General features: G+C 70.8%; 24 protein-coding genes, 1 tRNA gene and 1 pseudogene. 16 read left to right on the forward strand and 10 right to left on the reverse strand.

Annotated elements, in window-relative coordinates; translation table 11 throughout:
- Positions 1-13 precede the first annotated feature (13 nt).
- The 7 genes and pseudogenes from pflA (at position 14) to FDM97_RS03620 (ending at position 6,371) form a co-directional block, all read left to right on the forward strand.
- Positions 14-802: a pyruvate formate-lyase-activating protein gene (pflA, locus tag FDM97_RS03590; RefSeq protein ID WP_137988819.1), complete on the forward strand. Its 789-nt coding sequence runs from the start codon at positions 14-16 to the stop codon at positions 800-802.
- A gap of 68 nt (positions 803-870) precedes the next feature.
- Complete coding sequence (locus tag FDM97_RS03595) at positions 871-1,941, forward strand: MFS transporter (protein ID WP_254705483.1); 1,071 nt, start codon at positions 871-873, stop codon at positions 1,939-1,941.
- Positions 1,938-4,256: a molybdopterin oxidoreductase family protein gene (locus tag FDM97_RS03600; RefSeq protein WP_137988820.1), complete on the forward strand. Its 2,319-nt coding sequence runs from the start codon at positions 1,938-1,940 to the stop codon at positions 4,254-4,256. The genes FDM97_RS03595 and FDM97_RS03600 overlap by 4 nt, the downstream gene beginning before the upstream one ends.
- Before the next feature lie 8 nt (positions 4,257-4,264).
- Positions 4,265-4,912 carry a 4Fe-4S dicluster domain-containing protein gene (locus FDM97_RS03605; RefSeq protein ID WP_137988821.1) on the forward strand — a complete coding sequence of 216 codons (648 nt, stop codon included), beginning with the start codon at positions 4,265-4,267 and terminating at the stop codon, positions 4,910-4,912.
- On the forward strand, positions 4,909-5,565 hold the full coding sequence (locus FDM97_RS03610) for a Rieske (2Fe-2S) protein (RefSeq protein WP_137988822.1): 657 nt from the start codon (positions 4,909-4,911) through the stop codon (positions 5,563-5,565). Before FDM97_RS03605 ends, FDM97_RS03610 begins: the two co-directional genes overlap by 4 nt.
- 146 nt (positions 5,566-5,711) lie before the next feature.
- Positions 5,712-6,107: pseudogene (locus FDM97_RS36970) on the forward strand (hypothetical protein); the annotation flags it as partial.
- A 42-nt stretch (positions 6,108-6,149) separates the two neighbouring features.
- Positions 6,150-6,371 (forward strand): hypothetical protein, encoded by a 222-nt coding sequence (locus FDM97_RS03620; protein WP_137988823.1) that lies wholly within the window; start codon positions 6,150-6,152, stop codon positions 6,369-6,371.
- A gap of 19 nt (positions 6,372-6,390) precedes the next feature.
- On the opposite strand, the gene mscL is transcribed toward FDM97_RS03620, so the two are convergent.
- From mscL to FDM97_RS03655, 6 genes are all read right to left on the reverse strand, one after another.
- A complete protein-coding gene (gene mscL / locus FDM97_RS03625) occupies positions 6,391-6,855 on the reverse strand; it encodes a large conductance mechanosensitive channel protein MscL (protein WP_432816191.1) in 465 nt (154 codons plus the stop codon).
- Positions 6,856-6,990: 135 nt separating this feature from the next.
- Positions 6,991-7,386, reverse strand: a complete 396-nt coding sequence (locus FDM97_RS36975; protein WP_349775372.1) for a hypothetical protein — start codon at positions 7,384-7,386, stop codon at positions 6,991-6,993.
- A gap of 381 nt (positions 7,387-7,767) precedes the next feature.
- Positions 7,768-8,619: an S-methyl-5'-thioadenosine phosphorylase gene (locus FDM97_RS03635; protein WP_137988826.1), complete on the reverse strand. Its 852-nt coding sequence runs from the start codon at positions 8,617-8,619 to the stop codon at positions 7,768-7,770.
- 109 nt (positions 8,620-8,728) lie between these two features.
- Positions 8,729-9,055, reverse strand: a complete 327-nt coding sequence (locus FDM97_RS03640; protein ID WP_137988827.1) for an FmdB family zinc ribbon protein — start codon at positions 9,053-9,055, stop codon at positions 8,729-8,731.
- 68 nt (positions 9,056-9,123) lie between these two features.
- Positions 9,124-10,569, reverse strand: coding sequence for an MFS transporter (locus tag FDM97_RS03645; protein WP_254705484.1), 1,446 nt, complete (start codon positions 10,567-10,569; stop codon positions 9,124-9,126).
- A gap of 246 nt (positions 10,570-10,815) precedes the next feature.
- A complete protein-coding gene (locus FDM97_RS03655; protein ID WP_254705887.1) occupies positions 10,816-12,384 on the reverse strand; it encodes a potassium/proton antiporter in 1,569 nt (522 codons plus the stop codon).
- Positions 12,385-12,632: 248 nt separating this feature from the next.
- Between FDM97_RS03655 and FDM97_RS03660 the strand changes: the two genes are divergently transcribed.
- Positions 12,633-15,353, forward strand: coding sequence for a penicillin acylase family protein (locus FDM97_RS03660; RefSeq protein WP_137988828.1), 2,721 nt, complete (start codon positions 12,633-12,635; stop codon positions 15,351-15,353).
- Here FDM97_RS03660 and FDM97_RS03665 read toward each other — a convergent pair.
- Positions 15,350-15,931 (reverse strand): 5-formyltetrahydrofolate cyclo-ligase, encoded by a 582-nt coding sequence (locus FDM97_RS03665; RefSeq protein WP_137994635.1) that lies wholly within the window; start codon positions 15,929-15,931, stop codon positions 15,350-15,352. The genes FDM97_RS03660 and FDM97_RS03665 overlap by 4 nt on opposite strands.
- 116 nt (positions 15,932-16,047) lie before the next feature.
- Between FDM97_RS03665 and galU the strand changes: the two genes are divergently transcribed.
- The 7 genes from galU to FDM97_RS03700 all read left to right on the forward strand — a co-directional run bounded on the left by galU (position 16,048) and on the right by FDM97_RS03700 (position 21,491).
- The gene (gene galU, locus FDM97_RS03670) at positions 16,048-16,974 is read left to right on the forward strand and encodes a UTP--glucose-1-phosphate uridylyltransferase GalU (RefSeq protein ID WP_137988829.1); all 927 of its coding nucleotides are present in this window, start codon (positions 16,048-16,050) and stop codon (positions 16,972-16,974) included.
- Between the two features lie 4 nt (positions 16,975-16,978).
- Entirely contained in the window at positions 16,979-18,316 is a 1,338-nt protein-coding gene (glp, locus tag FDM97_RS03675) for a molybdotransferase-like divisome protein Glp (RefSeq protein WP_137988830.1), read from the forward strand.
- Between the two features lie 57 nt (positions 18,317-18,373).
- Entirely contained in the window at positions 18,374-18,871 is a 498-nt protein-coding gene (gene moaC / locus FDM97_RS03680; RefSeq protein ID WP_137988831.1) for a cyclic pyranopterin monophosphate synthase MoaC, read from the forward strand.
- Positions 18,872-18,942: 71 nt separating this feature from the next.
- Positions 18,943-19,458, forward strand: coding sequence for a MogA/MoaB family molybdenum cofactor biosynthesis protein (locus FDM97_RS03685; protein ID WP_137994636.1), 516 nt, complete (start codon positions 18,943-18,945; stop codon positions 19,456-19,458).
- Entirely contained in the window at positions 19,455-20,084 is a 630-nt protein-coding gene (locus FDM97_RS03690) for a GNAT family N-acetyltransferase (protein ID WP_137988832.1), read from the forward strand. Before FDM97_RS03685 ends, FDM97_RS03690 begins: the two co-directional genes overlap by 4 nt.
- Before the next feature lie 142 nt (positions 20,085-20,226).
- Entirely contained in the window at positions 20,227-21,321 is a 1,095-nt protein-coding gene (gene sepX / locus FDM97_RS03695; RefSeq protein ID WP_137988833.1) for a divisome protein SepX/GlpR, read from the forward strand.
- A 96-nt stretch (positions 21,322-21,417) separates the two neighbouring features.
- Positions 21,418-21,491, forward strand: a tRNA-Ala gene (locus FDM97_RS03700).
- A 234-nt stretch (positions 21,492-21,725) separates the two neighbouring features.
- Here the strand turns inward: FDM97_RS03700 and FDM97_RS03705 are convergent.
- Together FDM97_RS03705 and FDM97_RS03710 are read right to left on the reverse strand one after the other, a co-directional pair.
- Positions 21,726-23,336: a hypothetical protein gene (locus FDM97_RS03705; RefSeq protein WP_175439024.1), complete on the reverse strand. Its 1,611-nt coding sequence runs from the start codon at positions 23,334-23,336 to the stop codon at positions 21,726-21,728.
- 205 nt (positions 23,337-23,541) lie between these two features.
- Positions 23,542-24,525: a hypothetical protein gene (locus FDM97_RS03710; protein WP_254705485.1), complete on the reverse strand. Its 984-nt coding sequence runs from the start codon at positions 24,523-24,525 to the stop codon at positions 23,542-23,544.
- A gap of 30 nt (positions 24,526-24,555) precedes the next feature.
- Here FDM97_RS03710 and FDM97_RS03715 point away from each other — a divergent pair, with 30 nt between their 5' ends.
- The gene (locus FDM97_RS03715; RefSeq protein WP_175439025.1) at positions 24,556-24,903 is read left to right on the forward strand and encodes an XRE family transcriptional regulator; all 348 of its coding nucleotides are present in this window, start codon (positions 24,556-24,558) and stop codon (positions 24,901-24,903) included.
- Positions 24,904-25,066: 163 nt separating this feature from the next.
- On the opposite strand, the gene FDM97_RS03720 is transcribed toward FDM97_RS03715, so the two are convergent.
- Positions 25,067-25,654, reverse strand: a complete 588-nt coding sequence (locus FDM97_RS03720) for a hypothetical protein (RefSeq protein ID WP_137988835.1) — start codon at positions 25,652-25,654, stop codon at positions 25,067-25,069.
- Positions 25,655-25,725: the final 71 nt, after the last annotated feature.

The raw sequence follows: 25,725 nt of genomic DNA on the forward strand, positions 1-25,725 counted from the left end.
GGCCGGTCCCGCCATGACCACCACGATCGCACTCGGCCCCGCGACGCCGGCGGCCGCCGCGACCCGCCGCCCCTCCGAGGGCTCGGTGCACTCCTGGGACCTGTCGACCGGCGTCGACGGCCCCGGCACCCGCTTCGTCACCTTCCTCTCCGGCTGCCCGCTGACCTGTCTGTACTGCCACAACCCCGACACCTGGCGGATGCGCAACGGCAGACGCACCTCCGCCGACGACGTGATCGCCGAAGCGGGCAAGTACGTCCGCTTCATCACCGCCTCCGGCGGCGGGGCCACCCTCTCCGGCGGCGAACCCCTCCTCCAGCCCGTCTTCACCGGCGAGCTCCTCCACCGGATGAAGCACGAGCTCGGACTGCACACCGCCCTCGACACCTCCGGCTTCCTCGGCTCCCGCGCCACCGACGCCCTGCTGCGCGACACCGACCTGGTCCTTCTCGACATCAAGTCCTGGGACCCGGACACGTACCGGAAGGTCACCGGCCGCCCGCTGCGGCCGACCCTGGACTTCGCCCGCCGCCTCGCCGACCTCGGCCAGGAGGTCCACGTCCGCTTCGTGCTCGTCCCTGGCCTGACCGACGACCCCGCCAACATCGAGGGCGTCGCCGCCTTCGCCGGCGGCCTGGGCAATGTCTCGCGTGTCGACATCCTCCCCTTCCACAAGCTCGGCGAAGCGAAGTGGCAAGCACTCGCCAAGCCCTTCACCCTCCACGACACCCCCTCCCCGACCCCGGAGCAGATCGCCGCGGCCCGCGCCGTCTTCCGGTCCCACGGCCTGAACGCCATCTAGGCGACACCCCCACCCATCCGCCCCCGCAAAAGAGGCTGAACCATGCCATACCCTCCTACGGTGAACCGGTGACCGAGCCACCGCTGGGCCCCGCGCCCGTCGTCCAGACGCCCGCCGACGCGCGCCGTCGGGCCACGCTCGCCGGGACCTCCGTCTCCGTGCTGCTGATCGTCGCGATCGTCCTGGGCAGCCGGCTCCTGCGGGACTTCGACTCGGCGCTCCTCCCGTACGCCGTCGCCACCGTCTTCCTCGCCTTCGGTGTCGCCTACCGCTACACCGTCTGGGTCTCGGCCCCCGGCGCCCGCCGCCTGTTCAAGCAGGGCTGGCGCGCCTTCTTCTCGGTGGCCAACTTCCGCAAGGCCCCGACCGCGCTGCCGAAGATGATCGCCACCTATCTCGGCTTCCAGAAGTTCCTCGGCGCCCGCTCCCACGCCCGCTGGGCGGCGCACCAGCTGGTCTTCTGGGGCTGCGTCCTGGCCGCCCTGATCACCTTCCCGCTCACCTGGGGCTGGTTCACCTTCACCTCGTCCACCGGCGCCGGACCCGGGTACGAGATGCGGATCTGGGGCTTCAAGGTCCTCGGCTTCGACTCCCTGAACTTCGTCGGCTGGCTGATGTTCCACGGCCTCGACATCGCCGCCGTCCTCGTCATCCCCGGCGCCTCCTACTTCCTGTGGCGCCGGATGAGGGACCGCGGCGCCATCACCGGCCAGCGCTTCGCCTACGACCTGGTCCCGCTGATCGCCCTCATCGTCATCTCCGTGACCGGGCTCCTGCTCACCTTCTCGTCGATCTTCCTGCACGGCGGCGGCTACCAGTTCCTGGCGATCCTGCACATGGTCTCGGTGGTCTTCACCCTCATCTACATCCCGTTCGGGAAGTTCTTCCACATCGTCCAGCGGCCCGCCGCCGTCGGCATGCAGCTCTTCAAGTACACCTCCCGCCGCAAGGACGAAGAGGCCCTCACCTGCCGTCGCTGCGGGCAATCCATCGACACCGCCCCCTATGTGGAGAACCTCCAGGGCACCATGCGCGATCTGAAGCTCGACTTCGACGAGTGGGCCGAGTTCTGCCCCCGCTGCAAGCGCGTCCTGCGCGGCAGCGCCTACCTCACCCACGTCAAGAAGGGCTTCAAGTGACGCAAGCGCACGCGGGGCGGCACGAGAGGCTCCCGCTCGACCCGTCCATCGCCCCGCCCGGGACCGGCACCTTCCGCGACGCCGGCGGCATCCCCGCCGACCGCTGGCACGCCGACCAGAACGGCGAGACCCTCGTCCCCACGCACTGCTGCTTCTGCGGCGTCCAGTGCGGCATGTATCTCCGTGTCGACCGCGCCGGCAAGGTCTTCGGCGTCGAGCCCCGCAACCACGACATCAACCGGATGCGGCTCTGCCCCAAGGGCATCAACGCCTACCAGCAGGTCAACCACCCCGACCGGCTCACCGCCCCGCTCATGCGCCGCAGCCGCGACGAGCCCTTCCACGAGGCGAGCTGGGAGGAGGCGCTGGACTTCACCGTCTCCGAGATCCGCCGCATCCAGGCCGCGTACGGCAACGACTCCTTCGGTCTGCTCGGCGGGGCCAGCCTCTTCTCCGAGAAGACCTATCTCGTCGGCAAGTTCGCCCGGGTCGCCCTGAAGTCCAAGCACGTCGACTACAACGGGCGCCTGTGCATGGTCTCCGCCGCCGGCGCCAACAAGCTGGCCTTCGGCATCGACCGGGCCGGCAACCCCTTCTCCGACATCCTCCTCACCGACTGCCTCCTCATCGCCGGCTCCAACGTCGGCGAGTGCTTCCCCGTGATGACGCAGTATCTCTGGGGAGCCCGGGACCGCGGCGCCAGCATGATCGTCGTCGATCCGCGCGAGACGGCGATCGCCCGCACCGCCGACCTCCATGTCGCCCTCAAGCCGGGCACCGACTCCGCCTTCTTCAACGCCGTCCTGCATGTCGTCGTCGCCGAAGGCCTCGCAGACGAGACCTATCTCGCCGCACACACCACGGGCTGGGACGAGGTGCGGGAGACCGTCGAGTCCTACCCGCCCGCCCGCTCCGCCCAGATCTGCGGAGTCCCCGAGGAACAGATCGTGCAGACCGCCCGGATGTTCGCCGGCGCGGAGAGGGCCATGGCCTGGCACGCCCGCGGCGTCGAACACCACTCCCAGGGCGTCGAGAACTGCCTGTCGATCATCAACCTGTGCACCGCCACCGGGAACATCGGCCGGCCCGGCGCCGGCTACGGCACCATCACCGGCCAGGGCAACGGTCAGGGCGGCCGTGAGCACGGCCAGAAGTCCGACCTCCTGCCCGGCGGACGCTCGATCACGAACCCCGAGCACCGCCGCCAGATCTGCGAGATCTGGGGCATCGAGGAGTCCGAACTCCCGCCCGCCGGCACCTCCATGATGGAGATGGTCTGGCAGATGCAGCGCGAGGAGATCCGCGGACTGATCGGCATCTGCAACAACCCCTTCGTCTCCCTCCCCAACTACGCGACCGTCAAGGACGGTTACGACGCCCTCCAGTTCCACGCCCAGTTCGACTTCTTCCTGTCCGAGACCGCCACCAACGCGCACGTCGTCTTCCCCGTCACCGTCTGGGCCGAGGACGAAGGCGTGATGGCCAACGCCGAGGCCCGGGTCGTCAAGCACAACAAGGCCCAGGAACCGCCCGCCGGGGTCCGCACCGACACCTGGGTCATCTGCGAACTGGCCAAACGGCTCGGCGCCGGCGACAAGTTCGCCTTCCCCGACTCCCGCGCCGTGTTCGAGGAGCTCCGCGTCGCCTCCGCCGGAACGGTCAACGACTACTACGGCATCACCTACGAACGCCTGGAGGAGACCGGCGGCATCGCCTGGCCCTGCCCCTCCACCGACCACCCGGGCACCCCCCGCCTCTTCGAGGACGGCAGGACCTACCACCCGGACGGCAAGATCCATATGCAGGTCGTCGAATGGCACCCGCCCATGGACCCGTACAGCGAGGAGTACCCCCTCTCGCTCACCACCGGCCGCACCGTCGCCCACTTCCTCTCCGGCAACCAGACCCGCCGCCTGGGCGCCCTCGTCGAACAGACCCCGCGCCCCTGGGTCGAGGTCCACCCCTCCCACGGCTTCCGCAACGGCGACCCCGTCCGCGTCGTCACCCGCCGCGGCAGCGAGGTCTTCCCGGCCCTTGTCACGGAGGCGATCCGCCCCGACACCGTCTTCGTGCCGTACCACTGGCCGGTCCCCACCGCCGCCAACGCGCTCACCATCGACGCCCTCGACCCCCGCTCCAAGATCCCCGAGTACAAGGTCTGCGCCGCCCGGATCGAGGCCGCCGAACGGATCGACGAGGTCCCCGCGCCCCCGACCGCCCCCGGGCACCTCGCCTACCCGGAGACCCAGGTCTCCCGCACCGACCCCCTGCCTCCCACGGCCCCGCAGGGCCGTGGCACCGCGGAGAGGAGCTGACGCCGCTCATGATGGGCCGCACGATCTTCATCGACCCCGGGCGCTGCATCGGCTGCCAGGCGTGTGTCTCGGCCTGCCGCGAGTGCGACTCGCACCGCGGCAAGTCGATGATCCACCTCGACTACCCCGACGAGGGCCACTCCGTCGCCTCCCTTCCCACGGTCTGCATGCACTGCGAGGACCCGGTCGCCCCGTGTGCCGAGGTCTGCCCCGCCGACGCGATCCTCGTGACCGCCGACGGCGTGGTGCAGCAGGCCGACACCACCCGCTGCATCGGCTGCGCCAACTGCGTCAACGCCTGCCCCTTCGGTGTCCCGAAGATCGACCTCCAGGCGAAGCTGCAGATGAAGTGCAACCTCTGCTACGACCGCACCGCCTACGGACTCGCCCCGATGTGCGCCACGGTCTGCCCCACCGGCGCCCTCTTCTACGGAACCCTCGAAGAGCTCCAGACCGAACGCCCCGGCGTCCAGGTCGCCGACTCCTTCACCTTCGGCGCGACGACCGTCTCCACCGGAGTGGCGATGGTCGTCCCCGCCGACAAGGTCCAGTGGCCCGTGCCCGGCGGCCTCCCCGTCGTCGAGATCAACGGGGTGGACGTGAGCGAAGCGAACGCGAACAAGGGTGGCGGCGGACGACGGGAGGGCCTCCGATGAGCGTCACCGAACAGCCCCCCGGCGAGGGTCCTGGGGCGGCCGACGCCGCTCAGGAGGCGCTGCGCGACCGCATCGCCGCCGACTCGCTCACCACCCGGCGCGACTATCTGCGGATCGTCGCCACCGTCTCCGGCGGCCTGGCCGTCGGCGGGATCGGCGTCGCCTCCGGAATCCTGCACCGCCAGGGTGACGCGGACGGGACGCCCGAGCCGAAGAAGATCGCCGACCAGCTGCCGCCCGGCGAGTCCCTCGCCTTCCGCTACCCCGAGCAGGAGGACCGGGCGGTCGCGATCCGCCTGGAGGACGGCACCCTCGCCGGCTACTCGGCCGTCTGCACCCACCTCGCCTGCGCCGTGCTGTGGCGCAAGGACCGGGGCAGCGAGGGCGAGCTGTACTGCCCCTGCCACGAGGGCGTCTTCGACGCGCGTACGGGAGAGGTGACCGCGGGCCCACCGCCCCGGGCGCTGCCGAAGGTGCTTCTGGTGGAGGAGGCCGACGGCAGTGTCTGGGCGGTCGGCACCACCCGCTCCGGCGAGAGCGTCCAGGAGGGTCTGTGCCGCCAGCTCGGCGAGGAACGACCGGGCCTGGCCGAGCGCCTCGGCTGCCCGGGGATCTCGGCGCGCGGCGCGGGGGAGAGGAGCGAGCGGACATGACCGACACCCCGTTCCCCCGCGACCCGGAGGCCCCCGGCCGCGCCCCCGGCCAGGACTTCGGCCCGGACTTCGGCCAGGACCTCACCCCCGAGCCCGAGCCCGAGCCCGAGCCCGAGCCCGAGCCCGAGCCCGAGCCCGAGTCCGAACCCGAGCCCGAACCCAAGCCCGCGCCCAGGGGCGAACCCGAGGGCCCACCGCGGCCCGCCTACACCCCGGGCAGTGCGCAGCCCCGCCTGAACCGCCCGGTCCATGAGCGCTATCCGCAGCTCCGGCCCACCAGCGGCTACGGCGACCCCCGGATCCGCCACACCGGCCCCGGCCCGGGCGCCGGTACGGAACAGGAACCCGAGCGCTCGTCGAAGCTCAACGCGCGCCTGGCCCTCTGCCTCACGGTCGTCATCGGCCAGCTGTGGGGGCTGACGATCGTCGTCGACGAGTGGATGGCAGGCGACACCGGCACGGCCTGGTGGGGTGCCGGCTTCCTCGTCCTGTCGTTCCTCGTCGTGCTCGGCCTGTGGCTGCTCGACCCGAAGGACCGCTGATCACCGGGGTACACGGCCGAATTCCCGGCGTACCCTGGAGATATGAGCACCGCCCCCGCCCACGGACCGCGAGACGCGAAGCAGCCCGGCACACAGCCCAACCCCGAGAACACCACAAAGCCGAAGCTGATCTTCGACGATCCGCTGGACCAGCAATCCGCGGACGATACGGACCGCGGGTGGGGCGAGCGGCCTCGAGGCGGCAGCGACAGTGCCGCCGATCTCGCGCGCTTCCTCGAAGAGAAGCCGCCGCACCACCTCTGATGCCGGTGCGAGTCGCCGGCTAGGAGGTGGGGTGCGACCCCGTCCCGGCGCCCGTGCTCGGGCCGCGCTGGGCGACCAGGTGGTCGCGGATCTCCTTGAGGACCTCCAGCTCGCTGACCTCCAGGGTCTCCTGGACGCCCTCCTTCGCCTTGTCGTGGGCGGCCCGCTTGGCCAGGATCCTCGCCATGGGCAGCACCATCAGGAAGTAGACGACGGCCGCCGTGATCAGGAAGCTGAGGACGGCGCTGAGCACCAGACCCCACTGGAGCTCGATGCCGTCCATCTCCCCGTTGACGATCACGCACGGGTCCTTGATGCAGGTCTTGTAGCTCTCCAGGTTCTTGGTCCCGAAGGCGCCGACCACCGGGTTGATGATGCCCTTCACCACGGAGTTCACGATGTTCGTGAACGCGGCGCCGATGACGACCGCCACCGCCAGGTCGATCACATTGCCGCGCATGAGGAAGGCCTTGAAGCCCTCCATCACGCTTTCCCTCTTCGGGCTCACCCGGGTGCCTTTCGTCGCGTGTGCAGTTAGCGGTGCCATTACGCCGCGAAGAGCGCAGAGCCGTCCAATCCGTACACACGGAACGGTTACTTGACAGGCAGTTCGTGCGAATCAGCACAGCGTCACCGCCAGTCGGGACGTGATGCCCGCGCCCGCCAGAGCCGTCGCCGTCGACCGTGGAACGGACAGGACCACCAGTGCCCCGCCGTCCGGACGAGTCTCGTCCGCGCGCGGAACGTCGGCCACTCGAGCGCCCGCCGCGATCACCCTGGCCTCACCGCCGCCGGCGTTCCCGCCCATCCCCAGAGGCGCGTTGGGTGGCGCGGCGATCACATCGACCCGGTCTCCGGGCCTCAGCAGCCGTACGGTCGCCGCGTCCGCGATCCGTACCGGCGCCGACACCAGCCGTACCGCGGGCGGCCGTTGCCGTTCCTTCGCCGCCGTGCGCGGCGGCGGGTCCGCGGAGACCTCGCCGCCGCCCGCCACCGCCAGCGCGGCCGCGGTCATCGCGAGGATCGCGGCCGGTGCCCGCCGCCTGCGCCGCAGCGCCCGTCGCAGGCGCTGCCGCCCGCCCCGTACCCGCAGCGGTTCGAACTGCGGAACCCCGCACGTCCCGGGAACGGGGGAGTGATCGAGGGGAGGAGCGGCCGGGAAGTGAGAGGAGGCCGGGGAGTGAGAGGAGGCCGGGGAGTGAGAGGAGGCCGGGGAGTGAGGAGAGGCAGGGAAGGTCGGAGAGGTCGTCATCGCGGACACCGCCTGTCAGGAGCCGGGTACCGTTCCCCGGACCGTCCGGAGAACCGCTCTCACCCTCCCGGCTCCGCGCCCGTCCCGCTCGCGGCTGTGGATCAACCCCGCCCTGTGGACAACTCCCTCACCCGCCCAGGGGATTCACGGCAGCTCGATCCCCAGGTCCCATCCGTCGTGCGCATGCGTGCACAGACAGTCCCGGTCCGCCGTGTCCGGCAGCGCCCCCACCGCGTCGAAGAGGACCTCCCGCAGCCGTCCGACGTTCTCGCCGAACACCCGCAGAACCTCCGTGTGCGAGACCCCCTCGCCCGTCTCCGCGCCCGCGTCCAGGTCCGTGACCAGCGCGAGCGAGGTGTAGCAGAGCCCCAGCTCCCGGGCGAGGATCGCCTCCGGGTGCCCGGTCATCCCCACCACCGACCAGCCGGCCGCCGCATGCCAGCGCGACTCCGCCCGGGTCGAGAACCGCGGCCCCTCGACGACGACCATCGTGCCGCCGTCCACCGGATCCCAGCCCTTCCCGCGGGCCGCCTTGAGCGCCACCCGCCGCCCCTCCGGGCAGTACGGGTCGGCGAAGGTGGTGTGCACGACGTTCGGCACGGCGCCGCCCCAGGCCTCCGGCAGCGGCTCCCCGTCGAAGTAGGTCTGCACCCGCGTCTTCGTACGGTCGACGAGCTGGTCCGGTACGACGAGCGTCCCGGGCCCGTACTCCTCGCGCAGCCCGCCCACCGCGCACGGCCCGAGCACCTGGCGCACGCCCACCGAGCGCAGCGCCCACAGGTTGGCCCGGTAGTTGATCTTGTGCGGGGGCACGGTGTGGCCGCGGCCGTGCCGGGGCAGGAACGCGACCCGCCGCCCCGCGACCTCGCCGAGGAAGAGTCTGTCGCTCGGGCTGCCGTACGGGGTGTCCACGGACACCTCCGTCACGTCCTCCAGGAAGGAGTAGAACCCTGAGCCGCCGATCACACCGATGTCCGCGTACGCGTTGGTCGCCATGGCGGTCAGATTAGCTGCCCGTACAACGCCGGAAGCCCCACCGCGCACAGCGGTGGGGCTTCCGTAAGAACCTCGAAAGAACCAGGAAAGGACCTGGAAAGAACCTGGGTCAGGCGGCCGAGCTGGAGGAGCTCGACGAGCTCGACGCCGACGTCGACGAAGCGGCGGGCTTCGACTCCGAGGACGAGGACGACGACGCGGAGGACGTCGTGGACGTCGTGGACGGCTTCGACGAGGCGGGCGAGCTGCTGGACGACGAGCCGCGGCTGTCGTTCCGGTAGAAGCCGGAGCCCTTGAAGACGATGCCGACCGCCGAGAACACCTTCTTCAGGCGTCCCTTGCAGCTGGGGCACTCGGTCAGCGCGTCATCCGTGAACTTCTGCACCGCCTCGAGGCCCTCGCCGCACTCGGTGCACTGGTACTGGTAGGTCGGCACGTGTCTTCCTCCTGGCACTCACACTCATCGAGTGCTAACGACGATCCATAGTGACGTATTCCGCGGAATCAGTCCACCGCCACCGGCACTCGGTGACCGATACCACGTACCGCGACCCGCCCCAGCGGCCGGGGCTTCAGCCGCGAGCGCAGCGTGAGCAGCGTGGCCAGCGCGAGCGCGGTGCCCACGAGCGGCACCAGGAACCCGGTGCTCGCGCCGTGCTCGTCGGCCAGCTGTCCGGCGACCGTCACGGCCGCCGCCTGCCCCAGCGCCACCGCGCCCGTGAGCCAGGTGAAGGCCTCGGTACGGGCGGAGGCCGGGACCAGGGTCTCGACGATGGTGTAGCCGGTGATCAGGGCCGGAGCGATGCACAGACCCACGATCAGGCCGAGGCCGCCGAGCAGCAGCACGGAGTGCGCGGACCACAGCAGCGAGGCCGCCACGGTCAGTCCTGCGTAGCCCAGGATCAGGCGCCGGCGAGGGCCGATCTTCCAGGCGACGGCGCCGCACGCGATGCCCGCGAGCATGTTGCCCGCGGCGAAGATCCCGTAGAGCAGGCCGTTGGCGCCGGGGTTGCCGATCTCCTCGGTGAACGCGGTCAGCGAGACCTGCATGCCGCCGAAGACCGAGCCGATGCCCAGGAACGCGATGGCCAGGACGCGCACGCCGGGCACGGAGAGCGCGGAGACGCGGGTCTCGCCGGCGGCCGAGGCCGCGGCGACGAGGCCATGGGCGGGCTGGGTGCTGCGCTGGGCGGCGAAGAACAGGCCGCCGAAGAGCGTCAGGGCCGCCTCGGCGATCAGGCCGGCCGCCGGGTGCACGCCGGTGCACAGAGCGGTGGCCAGGACCGGGCCGACGACGAACGTGAACTCGTCCGTGACCGACTCGAAGGCCGCGGCCGTCGGCATCAGCGGAGAGTTCTCCAGCTTGGCCGCCCAGCGGGCGCGGACCATCGGCCCGACCTGCGGGACGGAGGCGCCGGCCGGTACGGCGGCGAGGAACAGGGCCCACATCGGGGCGCCGGCCAGGGCGAGCACCACGAGGAGCAAGACGGCGACGGAGTGGACGAGCACGCCGGGGACCAGGACGGCGCGCTGGCCGAAGCGGTCGGCGAGCTTGCCGCTCTGCGGGGCGAACAGCGCCATCGAGACGCCGGTGACGGCGGCGACCGCGCCGGCGCTGCCGTACGAGCCGGTGGTGTGCTGGACGAGCAGGACGATGCCGATCGTCAGCATCGCGAACGGCTGGCGTGCGGCGAAGCCGGGCAGCAGGAAGGACAGCGCTCCGGGGGTACGCAGGAGCTGTCCGTAACCGGCTCGCTTGCCGGTCTTCGGCGCCCTGCCCTTCGGTGCCCCGCTCTTGGGCGCCGTGTGCTTCGGCGCCTGCGCCCTGCGCTCCGGCGCCCTGTTCTTCGGTGCCTTGTTCTTGGGCGCCTGGTTCTTCGGGTTCTTCCGCGCCATGCCGGTGGTCGCGGGTGACGCGTCAGGCCGCGGGTCGGTGACCGTGGACTCCACGGTCCTTGCCTTTCTGCCGCCTGGTAGCGCGCCCGTGCACGGTGGTGCGGGTGCCGCCGAGAGCTGTCCTCATGCGCGGAACTGCGGTAGATACCGGGCCCCACTGCGGAGGGCGTCACGGCCGCCATACGGTCGCGCCAGCTCTGCGTCAGGCAGAGTTGGTTCGATCAGGTGTGCCTTCATGGTACAGGGAAGGGCGTCTTTCCGCCTGGGAAAACGCCCGCCCATCCGAATCCATGCCTGTGATTAACCGGACGTTCGCTTTCCGCCCGGCAGATGCGGCCGGCGAACGTGCCGGTGTCCCTTGGAATCGGTGACCGCGGTGGCCCCGCCCGTCCCCAGCCATCCGGCCAGCTTTCCGCCCTGCCCGACGGCCCGCAGCCGCCGCTCGGCGGCGTCCCGCACCGGGTCGGTCGCGACGACGAGCAGTTCGTCCCCGTGCCGCAGTACGGTCGCCGGACCCGGTACGAAGCTCTTGCCGTCCCGTACGACGAGGGTGACCGCGGCCCCGGCAGGCAGCCGCAGCTCCGCGACCTCCACGCCGTGCATCTTCGAGCCCTCCGGGATGGCGACGGACAGCAGGTGCCCGCGCAGCCGCTCCAGCGGGGCGGACTCGACGCCCAGGTCGGCGGCGCCCGCGGAGTCGCCGAGCTTCAGCGCCTTCGCCAGCCAGGGCAGGGTCGGCCCCTGGACCAGCGTGTAGACCACGACGAGCACGAAGACGATGTTGAAGACCCGTTCGCTGCCCTCGATCCCGGACACCATGGGGATGGTGGCGAGAATGATGGGGACGGCTCCGCGCAGGCCGGCCCAGGACATCAGGACCTGTTCCTGCCAGGGGATGCGGAACGGGATCAGGCTGACGAAGACCTCCAAGGGCCGGGCCACCACCGTCAGGACCAGGCCGATGACCACCGCGGCCCAGAAGTCGTCGATCAGCTTGTGCGGGGTCACGAGCAGGCCGAGCAGGACGAACATGCCGATCTGGGCGATCCAGCCGAGCCCCTCGGCGAAGCCGCGGTTGGCCGGCGCGTGCGGCAGCTTGGCGTTGCCCAGGACCATCGAGGCCAGATAGACGGCGAGGAAGCCGGAGCCGTGCGCCATGGCGCCGGCCGCGTACGCCACCACCGCGATGGCCATGACGGCGATCGGGTAGAGGCCGGAGGCGGGCAGGGCCACGCGCCGCAGCCCGAAGGCGCCGAGGAAGCCGACCGCGAGGCCGACGGCCGCGCCGATGGCCAGCTCCAGGGCGATCTCGCCGACCAGGACGTACCAGCTGTCGACGGGACCGGTCACCGAGAAGGCGACGACGAGGATGACGACCGGGGCGTCGTTGAAGCCGGACTCGGCCTCCAGAACGCCGGTCACGCGCGCGGGCAGGGGCACCTTGCGCAGGACGGAGAAGACGGCGGCGGCGTCCGTGGAGGAGACGACCGCGCCGATGATCAGCGCCTGCCGCCATTCCAGGCCCACCAGATAGTGCGCGACCGCGGCCGTGATGCCCACGCTCACCGCGACGCCGACGGTCGACAGCACGACCGCCGCGGGCAACGCGGGTTTGATCTCCTTCCACTTGGTGCCCAGGCCACCCTCGGCCAGGATCACCACGAGTGCGGCATAGCCGATCACCTGGGTCAGCTCGGCGTTGTCGAAGGCGACGCCGCCGATCCCGTCCTGCCCTATGGCGATCCCGATCCCGAGGTACAGCAGCAGGCTGGGGAGCCCGCTCCGGGACGAGATCCGCACCGCCGCGACGGCGATGAGCAGGACGAGCGAGCAGATGAGCAGGAGCTCGTTGAGCTGATGGACAGTCAGTGGCCGATCCTTCCCCTCGCGCGCGGCCGGATCGTTCCTCCAGCAGCCGACACTTCGTTACCTTACCTAATCTTTTACGCTTCCTTGACGCCCTCCCTCAGCGTCTCCCCCGATCCTTCCTCGCGCCTCTTCGATCACCAGTACGACTCTGGACGGTCTCCTTACGGACACCCCGTCCGGGCCGTCCGGACGCTGCGCCTAAGGTTGCTCCCGTACTCCAGGATCACCCTGCCCCTCGAAGGACAGCGATGCCCTCCAACACGACCGCGCCCCCCACCAAGAAGAAGGGGCGCCGCGCCCGCCTGATCCTGCTCGTCCTGGTCCTCGCACTGGTCGCGGGCGTCGGATACGGCGGGTATTGGGGCGTCACCACCGTCCGTGGCTCCTTCCCGCAGACGACGGGCGAGATCCGGCTGGACGCGCTCTCCGGCCAGGTCGAGGTCAAGCGCGACGCCTACGGCGTACCGCAGATCTACGCCGACACCGAGGCCGACCTCTTCCGCGCCCAGGGCTTCGTCCAAGCCCAGGACCGCTTCTACGAGATGGACGTCCGCCGCCACATGACGGCGGGCCGTCTCTCCGAGATGTTCGGCAAGGACCAGGTCGACACCGACGCCTTCCTGCGCACCCTGGGCTGGCGTCAGGTCGCGCAGCAGGAGTACGACAAGGTCCTGTCGGCGGAGACGAAGAAGAACCTCCAGGCCTACGCGGAGGGCGTCAACGCCTACCTCAAGGGCAAGGAGGCCTCCGAGATCTCGGTCGAGTACGCGGCGCTCGCCTTCTCCCACGACTACGCGATCGAGCCCTGGACGCCCGTCGACTCCGTGGCCTGGCTCAAGGCGATGGCCTGGGACCTGCGCGGCAACATGCAGGACGAGATCGACCGCTCCCTGATGACGAGCCGGCTCGGCGCGGCGCAGATCAAGCAGCTGTACCCGGGGTACCCGTACGACCTGCACCAGCCGATCGTCGAGGAGGGCGCGGTCGACAAGGCGAAGGGCGCGTACGACCCGAAGGGCGAGGCGGGCAAGGGCGACGACGGCGAGGGCACCGGCACCAACGGCGCCCTGCGGGGCATGCGGTCCCAGCTCGGCGCGCTCTCCGACACGCTCGACGAGATCCCCGCGCTGCTCGGCCCCAACGGCAACGGCATCGGCTCGAACTCCTGGGTCGTCTCCGGGAAGTACACGACCTCCGGCAAGCCGCTGCTCGCCAACGACCCGCACCTCGCCCCGATGCTGCCGTCCCTCTGGTACCAGATGGGCCTGCACTGCCGCTCCGTCTCGGCGACCTGCCGTTACGACGTCGCCGGCTACACCTTCTCCGGTACGCCCGGCGTGATCATCGGTCACAACGACACCATCGCCTGGGGCTTCACCAACCTCGGCGCCGACGTCACCGACCTCTACCTGGAGAAGGTCGGGGACACGGGTTACGTCGTCGACGGCCGGGTCAAGCCGTTCACGATCCGCGAGGAGACGATCAAGGTCGCGGGCGGCGGCAGCCGGAAGATCACGATCCGCTCGACCGAGCACGGCCCGCTGGTCTCCGACCGCTCCACCGAACTGGAGAAGGTCGGCCAGAAGGCCCCCGTCGGCAACGCCGCCCCGGACCGCGGCACCGGCTACGCCGTCTCCCTGCAGTGGACCGCGCTGCGGCCCGGCAGCTCCATGGACGCCGTCTTCGAGCTCGACCGCGCCAAGAACTTCGAGCAGTTCCGCGCCGCGGCCAAGAAGTTCGAGGTCCCCTCCCAGAACCTGATCTACGCCGACGCCGAGACCATCGGCTACCAGGCACCGGGCAAGATCCCCGTCCGCGCCAAGGGCGACGGCAGCCTCCCGGCGCCGGGCTGGGACTCCTCGTACAAGTGGAAGGGCTACATCCCGTACGACGAGCTGCCGTACGAGAAGAACCCCGCCCGCGGCTACATCGTCACCGCCAACCAGGCCGTCGTCGACGCCGACACGTACCCCTACCTCCTGACGAAGGACTGGGGATACGGCTCGCGCAGCCAGCGGATCAACGACCTCATCGAGTCGAAGACCAAGGACGGCGGAAAGATCTCGCCGGACGACATGCGGACCATGCAGATGGACAACCGCAGCGAGATCGCGACCCTGCTCAACCCGCTCCTGCTGAAGATCGACATCTCGGACCCGTACGTCCGCGAGGCGCAGAAGCTCCTCGAGGGCTGGGACTACACCCAGGAGCCCGACTCGGCCGCCGCCGCGTACTTCAACGCGGTCTGGCGCAACGTCCTCAAGCTCTCCTTCGGCAACAAGCTGCCCAAGGAGCTGCGGGCCGAGGGCGACTGCATCAACGTCCGCCCGGCCGACTTCACCGGCCCGGTCGACGAGCAGAACAAGCTGGTACGGGAGTGCGGCGAGCGTGACCCGGACTCCGCGCAGCCGGACGGCGGCGACCGCTGGTACGAGGTGGTCCGCCCGCTCCTGAAGCAGGAGAAGAGCGAGTGGTGGCAGACCCCCGCCAACCGCACCGACCCGGCCACCGAGACCCGTGACCAGCTGCTCGCCCGGGCCATGAAGGACGCCCGCTGGGAGCTGACCGCCAAGCTCGGCAAGGACGTCTCCACCTGGAGCTGGGGCCGGCTGCACCAGCTGACCCTGAAGAACCAGACCCTCGGCACCGGCGGACCGGGCTTCGTCCAGTCGATGCTCAACCGCGGCCCGTGGAACCTGGGCGGCGGCGAGGCCGCGGTGAACGCGACCGGCTGGAACGCGGCCGGCGGCTACGAGGTCATCTGGGTCCCCTCGATGCGGATGGTCGTGAACGTCGGCGACTGGGACAGGTCCCGCTGGATCAACCTGTCCGGCGCCTCGGGGCACGCGTACCACGGGCACTACACCGACCAGACCGAGGCCTGGGCCAAGGGCGAGCTGCTCGACTGGTCCTTCGGCAAGGCGGCGGTCGACGCCTCGACGAAGGACACGCTGGTCCTCAGGCCCTAAGGCTCGAAGTGTCTGACCCCCTCCGGGGTCACCACCGCCTGCACGGGGTGGTCGTGCGGTTCCTCAGGGACCCGGGCGACCACCTCGTTCGCGTAGAGGAGCACCACCAGGGACGGATGCGCGTCCGCGCGGGCGAGCCGGGCGAGCACGCGGTCGTACGAGCCGCCGCCCCGGCCCAGCCGCATCCCGCGCTCGTCGACCGCGAGGCCGGGCAGCAGCACCACGTCGGCCCCGCACACGGCCTCCGGCCCGAGCCGCGGCCCCGTCGGCTCCAGCAGGCCCCGGCCGGCCTTCGCCAGGTGCTCCGCACCCTCGTACACGGCCCAGTCGAGATCGTTGTCGGGCAGCAGCACCGGCAACAGGACGCGGACGCCCCGCGCGCGCAGCACGTCGAGCAACGCGCGCGTGCCCGGCTCACGGCCCACGGACACATAGGCGGCGACGGTCGACGCCTCCGCCAGCTCGGCAAGATCTCGTGCCCCCCGGGCGAGCAGCTCACCGGCGGATTCGACATCATGGCTGGTCAGCAGGGCGCGGGCAGCGAGGAGTTGGCGGCGCAGGGCGGCCTTTTCGGACATGTCGGCCGTCACCGGGAACTCACGTGAACTCACGAACCTCTCGTACCTGTCCATATGAACAGGAAGTTAATGGGAGGCCCATCTTCCCCTCATACCGAACGGCTATGGTGCTCGGCATGACTCAGTCGCCCCCCAGGATCAGCAAGGCTGTCATCCCGGCCGCCGGCCTCGGCACGCGCTTCCTGCCGGCCACCAAAGCGACGCCGAAGGAAATGCTGCCGGTCGTCGACAAGCCTGCGATCCAGTACGTCGTCGAGGAGGCCGTCGCGGCCGGGCTCTCCGACGTTCTCATGATCACCGGTCGGAACAAACGTCCCCTGGAGGACCACTTCGACCGGAACTACGAGCTGGAGGAGGCGCTGGCCCGCAAGGGCGACGAGGAGCGCCTCTCCAAGGTGCAGGAGCCCAGCGACCTCGCCACCATGCACTACGTGCGCCAGGGGGCCCCGCGCGGCCTCGGGCACGCCGTGCTCTGCGCGGCCCCGCACGTCGGCGACCAGCCCTTCGCCGTGCTGCTCGGCGACGACCTGATCGACCCGCGCGACCCGCTGCTCTCCCGGATGGTGGACATCCAGGAGCGGGAGGGCGGCAGCGTGATCGCGCTCATGGAGGTCGAGCCCTCCCAGATCCACCTCTACGGCTGCGCCGCGGTCGAGGCGACGATCGACTCGGACGTCGTGAAGGTGACGGATCTGGTCGAGAAGCCGGACCCGGAGGAGGCGCCGAGCAACTACGCGATCATCGGCCGCTATGTCCTGGATCCGGCCATCTTCGGGATACTGCGGGAGACCGAGCCGGGCCGCGGCGGCGAGATCCAGCTGACCGACGCCCTGCAGAAACTTGCCAAGACGTATCAATCAGCGCCTACCGGCGCGGGGAAAATCGGCGGCCCGGTCCACGGCGTCGTGTTCAAGGGCCGGCGCTATGACACCGGTGACCGCGGGGACTATCTGCGTGCCATTGTCAGACTCGCGTGCGAACGTGAAGACCTGGGACCGGACTTCCGGGCCTGGCTCCGCAGGTACGTCAGCGAGGAGATGTAGCACCTTGAGCAGCAGTACGGCACCGGCGTCCGGCGATCCGTCGAGCGACCCCTGCGCGGGGCCGTCCCGCGGCCTGTGGTCCGTGGACGAGCACCTCGACGACATCCTGGCGGCGGTCTCCCCGCTCGATCCCATCGAGCTGCAACTGCCCGACGCCCAGGGCTGTGTCCTGGTCGAGGACGTGACGGTGCCGGTCGCGCTGCCCCCCTTCGACAACAGCTCCATGGACGGATACGCGGTACGGGTCGCCGATGTCGCCGGTGCCACCGAGGAGTACCCCGCGGTCCTGACCGTGATCGGCGACGTGGCCGCGGGCGCCGGCGGCCTGCCCGTCGTCGGACCCGGCGAGGCCGCCCGGATCATGACCGGCGCCCCGCTGCCGCCCGGCGCCGAGGCCGTCGTCCCGGTCGAGTGGACCGACGGCGGTACGGGCGGGGGAGCGGCGAGCGGGATGCGCGCCGCCAGCGCCGCCCCCGAGGGCGCCGCGGGCGAGGTCCGGGTCCACCGCCCCGCCGAGGCCCGCGCGCACGTCCGCGCGCGCGGCAGCGACGTCCAGGCCGGCGACCTGGCCCTGGAGGCGGGCACGGTCCTCGGGCCGCCCCAGATCGGGCTGCTCGCCGCGATCGGCCGCGCCACGGTGCGGGTGCGCCCCCGCCCGCGTGTCGTCGTGATCTCCACCGGCAGCGAACTGGTCCAGCCCGGCGAGGAGTTGGGCGAGGGCCAGATCTACGACTCCAACAGCTTCGCGCTCGCTGCCGCCGCGCGCGACGCCGGAGCCATCGCCTACCGGGTCGGCGCCGTCACCGACGACGCCGAGAGCCTGCGCGCCACCATCGAGGACCAGCTGATCCGCGCCGACCTGCTCGTCACCACGGGCGGGGTGAGCGTGGGCGCGTACGACGTGGTCAAGGAGGCGCTGACGGCGGACGGCGAGGTCGACTTCCGCAAGCTGGCCATGCAGCCGGGCAAGCCCCAGGGTTTCGGGACCATCGGCCCCGAGCACATCCCGCTGCTCGCCCTGCCCGGCAACCCCGTCTCCTCGTACGTCTCCTTCGAGCTGTTCGTGCGGCCGGCGATCCGGGCCCTGATGGGCCTCGGCGATCTCCATCGCCCGCGCGTCCGCGCCGCGCTCAAGGCCGACAAGGCGCTCTCGTCCCCCTCGGGCCGCCGCCAGTTCCTCCGGGGGACGTACGACGCCGAGTCCGGCACCGTCACCCCGGTGGGCGGGGCCGGCTCCCACCTGATCGCCGCGCTCGCGCACGCGAACGCGCTGATCGTCGTACCGGAGGAGAGCACCGCGGTGGAACCCGGCGGCGACCTGGACGTGGTCCTCCTCGGCTGAGGAGGGCCTGGTGGCGGTACCGTGGCGTCCCACACAGCGACCGGGAGTGTCACAGCAATGAGCGCGCAGCAAGGACTCACCCACATCGACGAGGCGGGCGCGGCCCGCATGGTCGACGTCTCCGGGAAGGACGTCACGGCGCGGACCGCACGGGCCAGTGGCCGCGTCCTCGTCTCGCCGCGCGTGATCGAGCTGCTGCGGGGCGAGGGCGTACCCAAGGGCGACGCGCTCGCCACCGCCCGGATCGCCGGGATCATGGGCGCCAAGAAGACCCCCGACCTGATCCCGCTCTGCCACCCGCTGTCCGTCTCGGGCGTGACGCTCGACCTCACGGTGGCGGACGACGCGGTCGAGATCCTGGCGACCGTGAAGACGACGGACCGCACGGGCGTCGAGATGGAGGCCCTGACGGCGGTGTCGGTGGCCGCGCTGACGGTCGTCGACATGATCAAGGCGGTCGACAAGGGCGCGGTCATCTCCGACGTACGGGTGGAGGAGAAGACGGGCGGCAAGTCCGGCGACTGGAGCCGGGGGCCGGAAGGGACGGAGTCGTGACGCGCGCGGGCCGGGTGAGCGAGACCCACGCCCACGAGACCCACGCCCCGGAGACCCACGCCGCCGAGGAGCTGGGTCCGGAGACCGGCGGTGCTCTCGGCGCCCCCTACTCCGCGCTCGTCGTCACCGCGTCCAACCGGGCCTCGGCGGGCGTGTACGAGGACAAGGGCGGCCCGCTGATCGCCGAAGGGCTGCGGCGGATGGGCTTCGCCGTGGACGGACCGCAGGTGGTCCCGGACGGCGCACCGGTCGAGGCCGCGCTGCGAGCAGGCGTCGAGGCCGGGTACGACGTCATCCTCACCACCGGCGGCACCGGCATCTCGCCGACCGACGCCACCCCCGAGGCCACCCGCCGGGTCCTCGACCACGAGATCCCCGGGATTCCCGAGGCGATCCGCGCGTACGGCCGGGAGAAGGTCCCGACCGCCGCGCTCTCCCGCGGCCTCGCGGGCGTCGCGCGCGGGACGCTGATCGTGAACCTGCCCGGCTCCTCCGGCGGCGTCCGCGACGGGCTGGCCGTCCTGGAGCCGCTCCTCGTCCACGCGGTCGACCAGATCCGCGGCGGCGACCACCCGAGACCGTCATGATCCCCTCCTGGCCCGTGGTCCTGGTCGACGGAGACGTCGTGCTGCGCCCGATAAAGGTGCGCGACCAGCGGGCCTGGCGCGAGGTGAACCGGCGCAACCGCGACTGGCTGCGCCCCTGGGAGGCGACGATCCCGCCGCCGGCCCCCGGCGGTCCGGTCGCGCACCGTCCGACGTACCGGCAGATGGTCCGCCATCTGCGGGCCGAGGCGAACGCGGGCCGGATGCTGCCGTTCGTGATCGAGTACCAGGGGCAGCTCGTCGGCCAGCTGACCGTGGCGGGGATCACCTGGGGCTCGATGTGCTCGGGCCATGTCGGCTACTGGGTGGACAGCGAGGTGGCCGGTCGCGGGGTCATGCCGACGGCGGTCGCGCTCGCCGTCGACCACTGCTTCCGTACGGTCGGACTGCACCGGATCGAGGTCTGCATTCGGCCCGAGAACGGCCCCTCGCGGAGGGTCGTGGAGAAATTGGGATTCCGGGAGGAAGGGCTGCGTCCGCGCTACCTCCACATCGACGGGGCGTGGCGCGACCATCTCGTCTTCGCGCTCACGGCGGAGGAAGTCCCCGAGGGTTTGGTGCGGCGCTGGCACCAGGCGCGTCCCCGTCCCTCGCACCCCGCACAATGAAATAAGTGTTCGAATTCAATCAGTAGTTGACCGTCAATCGATCTGAACAATCACAAAAAAGTTCAGTGATATCAGCCAGATCGTGCGACACACCGGTCCAATTGGCCGATGCGGTCCCGCGAACCCCTCTACCGTGTGAGGCGTGAGCAGCAGCGGCCTCATCTACGCAGTCATCGTCGGGGCCTGGGCCGCCTACTTGGTACCGATGTGGCTCCGCAGGCAGGACGAGCTCAACGAGGCTCGTCCGACGGAACGCTTCAGCACCGCCATCCGGCTGCTTTCCGGACGGGCGGGAATGGAGCGCCGGTACGCCAAGGAGCTGAAGGACCGGGACCGAAGGGCGGACGACGCGGAGCCCGACGTGGATCCGGACGCCGAGACCGAGCATTTGAGCTCGGTCGACGTCCGGTCCTTTTCCGCGCCCGCGGCCAGGACGGAAGCGCGCCTGGCGCTCCCGTCCGAGCCGGAACCGGAGCCCGGGCCGGAGCCGGCGGCGGCGCCTCATCGGCGGCCCTCGCAGGCGGCGGCCGCCGAACGCGCGCGCCGCGGCAAGGTCCTCGCCCGGCGGAGACGGACCACGGTCGTCCTCTTCCTCGCCTTCACCCTCGGTGCGATCGTCGCCGCGGTCGGCGGGCTCGCGTTCCTGTGGGCGCCGGCCGTCCCGGCGGTGCTGCTGAGCGCGTACATCGTGCATCTGCGGACGACGGAACGCCGGCGCTTCGTGTACGTGATGGACCGTCGGCGCGCCGAGGCGGCCGCGGCCCGCCTGCGCGAGAACCGCCCGCGCCGCCCGGCGACGGCCGCCGCGGCGACCGAGCCGGACGAGGAGCCTTCCCGCCCGGAACCCGCACCGGCCCCCGCGGTCTCCCCGCAGGAGGCCGGCCGCCGCGCGCTCGTCGAGCAGACGGACCACGCGGAGTGGGTGGACCAGCAGCGCGAGCGCGGCCCGGCCCGCGGCGACAGCTGGGAGCCGGTCCCGGTCCCGCTGCCCACGTACGTCACGGCCCCGGTCGCGCCGCGCGCGAGCAGCGGCATCGACATCACGGACCCGGAGACCTGGAGCTCGGCCCGCTCCTCCACGGCCGCGGACCCGACGCCGGCCCCGTCGGCGACCCCGACTCCGCCCCCGGCCCCGCGCCAGCGCACGACCCCGCCGCGCCGCCAGCGCGACCACGGCCGCACCCCGCTCTTCGACCAGTACGCGGACGACGACCGCCCCCGCGCGGCCAACGAATGACCGCCGGCCGGGGGCCCACCGTGGCCCTCGGCTGACCTGCGGGGGAACGGATTTCCTCGTACCCCGATCGGGATGCTAATGTTTCACACGTCGCAAGGGCCTGTGGCGCAGTCTGGTAGCGCACCTCGTTCGCATCGAGGGGGTCTGGGGTTCAAATCCCCACAGGTCCACAGACGACTGTTCTTGAGTTAGCTCAGGAGTGGTGACGAGATCCCGTCCGATCGCAAGATCGGGCGGGATCTTCGTCGTTTCGGGGGTCGTTCGATGCCTGTTCGGGGTGGTGGATGGCGGCGTATCAGATCTGGCGGGTTGCTGGGCAGGCGTCTGACCGTTGCCGAGGCATGCGAACCGGCCCCGGTCGCCCGGGGCTGGTGGTCGTGATGTGCGGCTGTGACGCGCCTCGATCAGAAGTTGGCCGGCGGATGCCGCCCCATGTCGAGTGGTGCGGAGACGTACGGCCGGTCGCGATCTGGGGGAGCCGGAATGGACTCGAAGTCGGCGTCGGAGAGTCGGCTGCCGGTGCGCTCGTAGAGCCAGGTTTCCAGGATGTCCAGGTTTCCGATGACCACCATGATCGCGATCAGGATCGTCTGGGCTACCTGGCCGGGTGCTCGGCGGTGCATGGGGTTACCAATGTCCATGTAGGCGCCCTTGAGGCGACCGTTGAGGCCCTCGTTGTGGGAGCGGATCGGCTTGTAGATCCGGTCCCAGGCGGGGCTGAGGTAGTGGCTGTCCTGCCGGAACTTGGCGATTTTCAGGTCTCCGGCCGCGTCGGCGGGGACGCTGATCGAGGATGCCCCGCAGACGGCGGGCAGCGCCTCCTTCCCGGGAGGGTCCGTCCACTCTCTGTCAGGAAGCTGGATGGTCGGGCGAGCCGAAGCATGGCTGGCGCGGGAGCGGCGATCCGCCAGCCGGATCACGGTCTGAGGTGGGCTCGAGGCGGTCGGCCGCGTTGGGCGGAGGCGTTCTCGGCGTGGACAGTTCACCGAAGGGGAGAGGCCGGCCGCCGGGCACTGGAGGCGCGTGGTTCCTCGGGCGTCGGCGTTCTGCTTGAGCTTGAGGAAGTAGGGCAGTCGCTCGGCGACCAGTGGCTTCAGTTCATCGAGCCGTCGGCGGAAGGTCTTGTCGTCCATGCCGTGAGTGGCCTGGGCCAAGGCGTTGGGGATGTGCGGGCAGGCGAGGGAGCCGTCGATCAGTACGGCTCCTTGCCAGCTGCCCTGGATGCCACGGTCGGCCGCCTTGTAGTCCAGAGCGAGGCGGTAGCCGAGTCGTCGTACGGGGATCTGGAAGTTCTCCGGCGAGCAGCCGGTATAGGCCCGATCTGCGGCACAGGTGCCAGTCGGCAGTCGAAGCTCGGCGAGGTGCTTCAGTACCGTGACCGCGTTCTCGCCCGTGCGGACGGTCGGAGTGTCCAGGGTGAGGCCGAGGCAGAGCTGCGGGTAGGAGGGCGCGCGGCGGCCTTTCGCGGCTCCTTCGCCTGTGCGGGAGTGGGCGGCGACGAGCAGGGTCGCGCTGTAGCCGAAGATGCCCTTGTCGGAGCCGCCGCTGAAGTGCCAGCCGGCGGTGATCTCGACGGAGGCCGTGCCCGAGCGGTCGCTGTCCGGGTCGGCCAGAACCGGGACCGAGGTGGCGTCCACTCCCACGTCACCGGCCCAGTGCCGCATGTATCCGCGTTGCTGTGCCAGCCGGACCGGGACCAAGACGAGGTCGTTCGCCAGCCGCTGGAGCCGGTTCACAGCCGATCGGCCAGCAGCCTCGTCCCAAACAGCGCAGTGAATGTCAGCCTCCGCTTGGACCAGGCGCCGGCGTCGGTCGCAGCGTGCCGGGTCGAGCACGGTGGTGATCCGGTCCAGCCCTCGGTAGAGACGACGACTGGCAGCTATGCACGCGCGTGCCGTGGACGGCGGCATCTCGGGGATGCCGAGCCAGGCGCGAGCTGTGGGTTGGAGACGGAAGTGCAGGATCCGCCAGGCGTCGGAGACCGTGGCTCGGCCCGTGTAGTACACGGCGAGCATCAAGCCGGCCAGTACGGTCCTGGGCCGCACGCCTGGTGGCCCGGGGCGACCGCGCAGCATGTCCTCCAACTGCTGGGGCAGACCAGAGCGGTCGAGGACGGTCAGCAGCTGGCCGACCTTGGAGTCGGGATCTCGGTGAGCCGTCCAGGCCGCAGCCGTGGCCGCGCATGACGGGCAGCCAGCTGGTCAGCCTCAGGCCGCGCCCTCATGAGCGGCGGCCACGCAGCAATGGGATCACCTCCGCCCTGGGTAGTGGGGGCACCCAGTGGTGATAGCCCGCCAAACCGGCAGGGGAGGCCATGCCCGCGGCGGAAGCGACCGCCTCCGGACTGATGCCCTCGGAAAGCCGGCCGACGATCCACGTCGACCGCAATCGCCGAGCGGAGAGCGGCGGCAGACCCGCATGGCGCCGATGGCGGGCAGGCCAGGACGAGACGAGGTTCTTGGCTGCCGCGACCTTCCGTCCCGGCCTGAAGAGGAATCCGGTTCCGGAGATCTCTGCCAGCTCGGCCAGCGTGCCTTCCCAATCGGAGTGGCACGCCACGAGTCGGCCGAGCAGCTTCTCCTCCAGCACCGCAACGCCACCAGAGGTCACGCGAACGTGACTGCCCCGCATGGGCGGGACCTCGCCCGGCATCAGGCCACACCCGGCTCCGAGTGCCATGAGGGCGAGGCCGTTGAGTCGAGCCTGGTCCGGCAGATGATTCGCCCAATCCCGCAGGCGAGCCAACTCTCCGGCACCATAAGGAGGCTGAGGCGTGCGAGGCGAGGAAAGCCGAGCCGGAGGGGCCTCTCCGCGCTGGACCCACACCAGAGCCTCCCGAGCCCGTCGCAGCCAGGTCCGATAAGTCAGTACCGTCGAGTCCTTCGCCGCAGCGCAGCCCGACAGGATGAAGGCGTCGATCGTCTCGGTCCGCAGCCAGGTTCCCGGGTCGCGCGGAAGACCGCGCCGGTCCGCCCAGACCGCGATCCGGCCGATCACGTGCAGCAGATGCTCCGCCGCGTAGCAGGTAGCCGGAGCTGCCGCCGTCACGGTGGCTCTCACCAGCTCGGCGACCGGCGCCCACTCCGTATGTGGCAGCCGGGGCCGGTAGTCGCGGATCTTGCTGGAGACCTCCGAGCTCAGTGTCACAGACCAACAGAACCGGCTGGACAAGCAGCCAGTGAAGACGTCGAAGGCGATCTTCACGGAAAGGAGTGCATCGACATGGTCGGAGGTTTGGCCCGCAAGACCGCGCCGAGAGACCTTGCCCGCGATCCGGAAACCTGGCCCGACTCCGCCGTCGACGACGTCGCCGCCAGAGTCGTCCAGGCCATCGCCCGCGCGCTCGCGCTCGCCCTGGAGCGCGAGAAGCGAAGCCTGCGGCAGGTCTCTACCGGATCCGGGGTCAACCGGCAGGCCATCGCCGACCTGCTCGCCGGCCGGTGCTGGCCGGACGTCGTCACCGTTGCCCGCCTGGAAGATTTCCTCGCTGCCCCGCTGTACCCGCGGGACGGAATGCGCAGTACGCATCAAAATCGGCCTTCCCGTCCCCGGGGAAACCCGTCCCAGGGAACGACGAAATAGGCCACGCGCCCCCGAGGCGAGGTGGATTGCTCTAGCCTCGGGGATGCGTGAGCCACTACGAGGGTCCACGTCATAGGTTCCGAAGAGAGTCCAAGCTCAACGGAACCCGTCCCCTTCTCCCCGCAACGGGAGGAGGGGACATCTCATGTTCAGGGCGGCGGCGTCAGGCGTCCCCTCCCTGTGATTCCGTGACCCGGCGGGCAGCGAAACTTCCGATCGGGTGCTCTACGGCACGGCCGTTCTTCACCAGCCGCTTGCACGTCCGGCGGGTCGTCTCGATGGGCGCCCGACCTTCGTCGCCCTTCGTCGGACGCCCAAGGGCCTCTGTGATGTCCTTGACCTTCATCGGCCGTCCGGCGCCCACAAGGATCTGCTCGACCGCCTGCATCAACTGCCCGGACGGCGACCGTGAAGGCCGGCTCTGCCCGGCACGCGTCTCCTCGGACGGCTCGCTCGGTTCCGGCTCGTCACCGGCGGACGCATCGCCGTCCTCGTTCTCCGCGTCAGCTTCCTGCTGGGGGCTTTGATCGTCCTCGGATGGCGCCGAGCGGCCCGCGAGGAGCTCGGCGAGAGCTTCGCTCAGCTGATCGCGAGTGCTCGCGTACTTTGCCGCCTCGACTCGGAGGTCGGCGAGTTCTGCTTCGAGCTCCGAGATCCGCGCCAGCGTCCGATCGGTCTTGCCGGAGTAGATCCCAACAGCGGTCCGCAACCCGGGAGCCGCATCCGGCTCGCCCGCCCCTGTGAAGTCCATCCGCCCCTCCTCGGCCCTCCCGTACGACAGGACAACGGCAGTCATCGTAGGGAATGCCAGTCGTGCCCGGC

It is taken from the genome of Streptomyces vilmorinianum (genome assembly GCF_005517195.1).
Taxonomy (GTDB): Bacteria; Actinomycetota; Actinomycetes; order Streptomycetales; family Streptomycetaceae; genus Streptomyces; species Streptomyces vilmorinianum.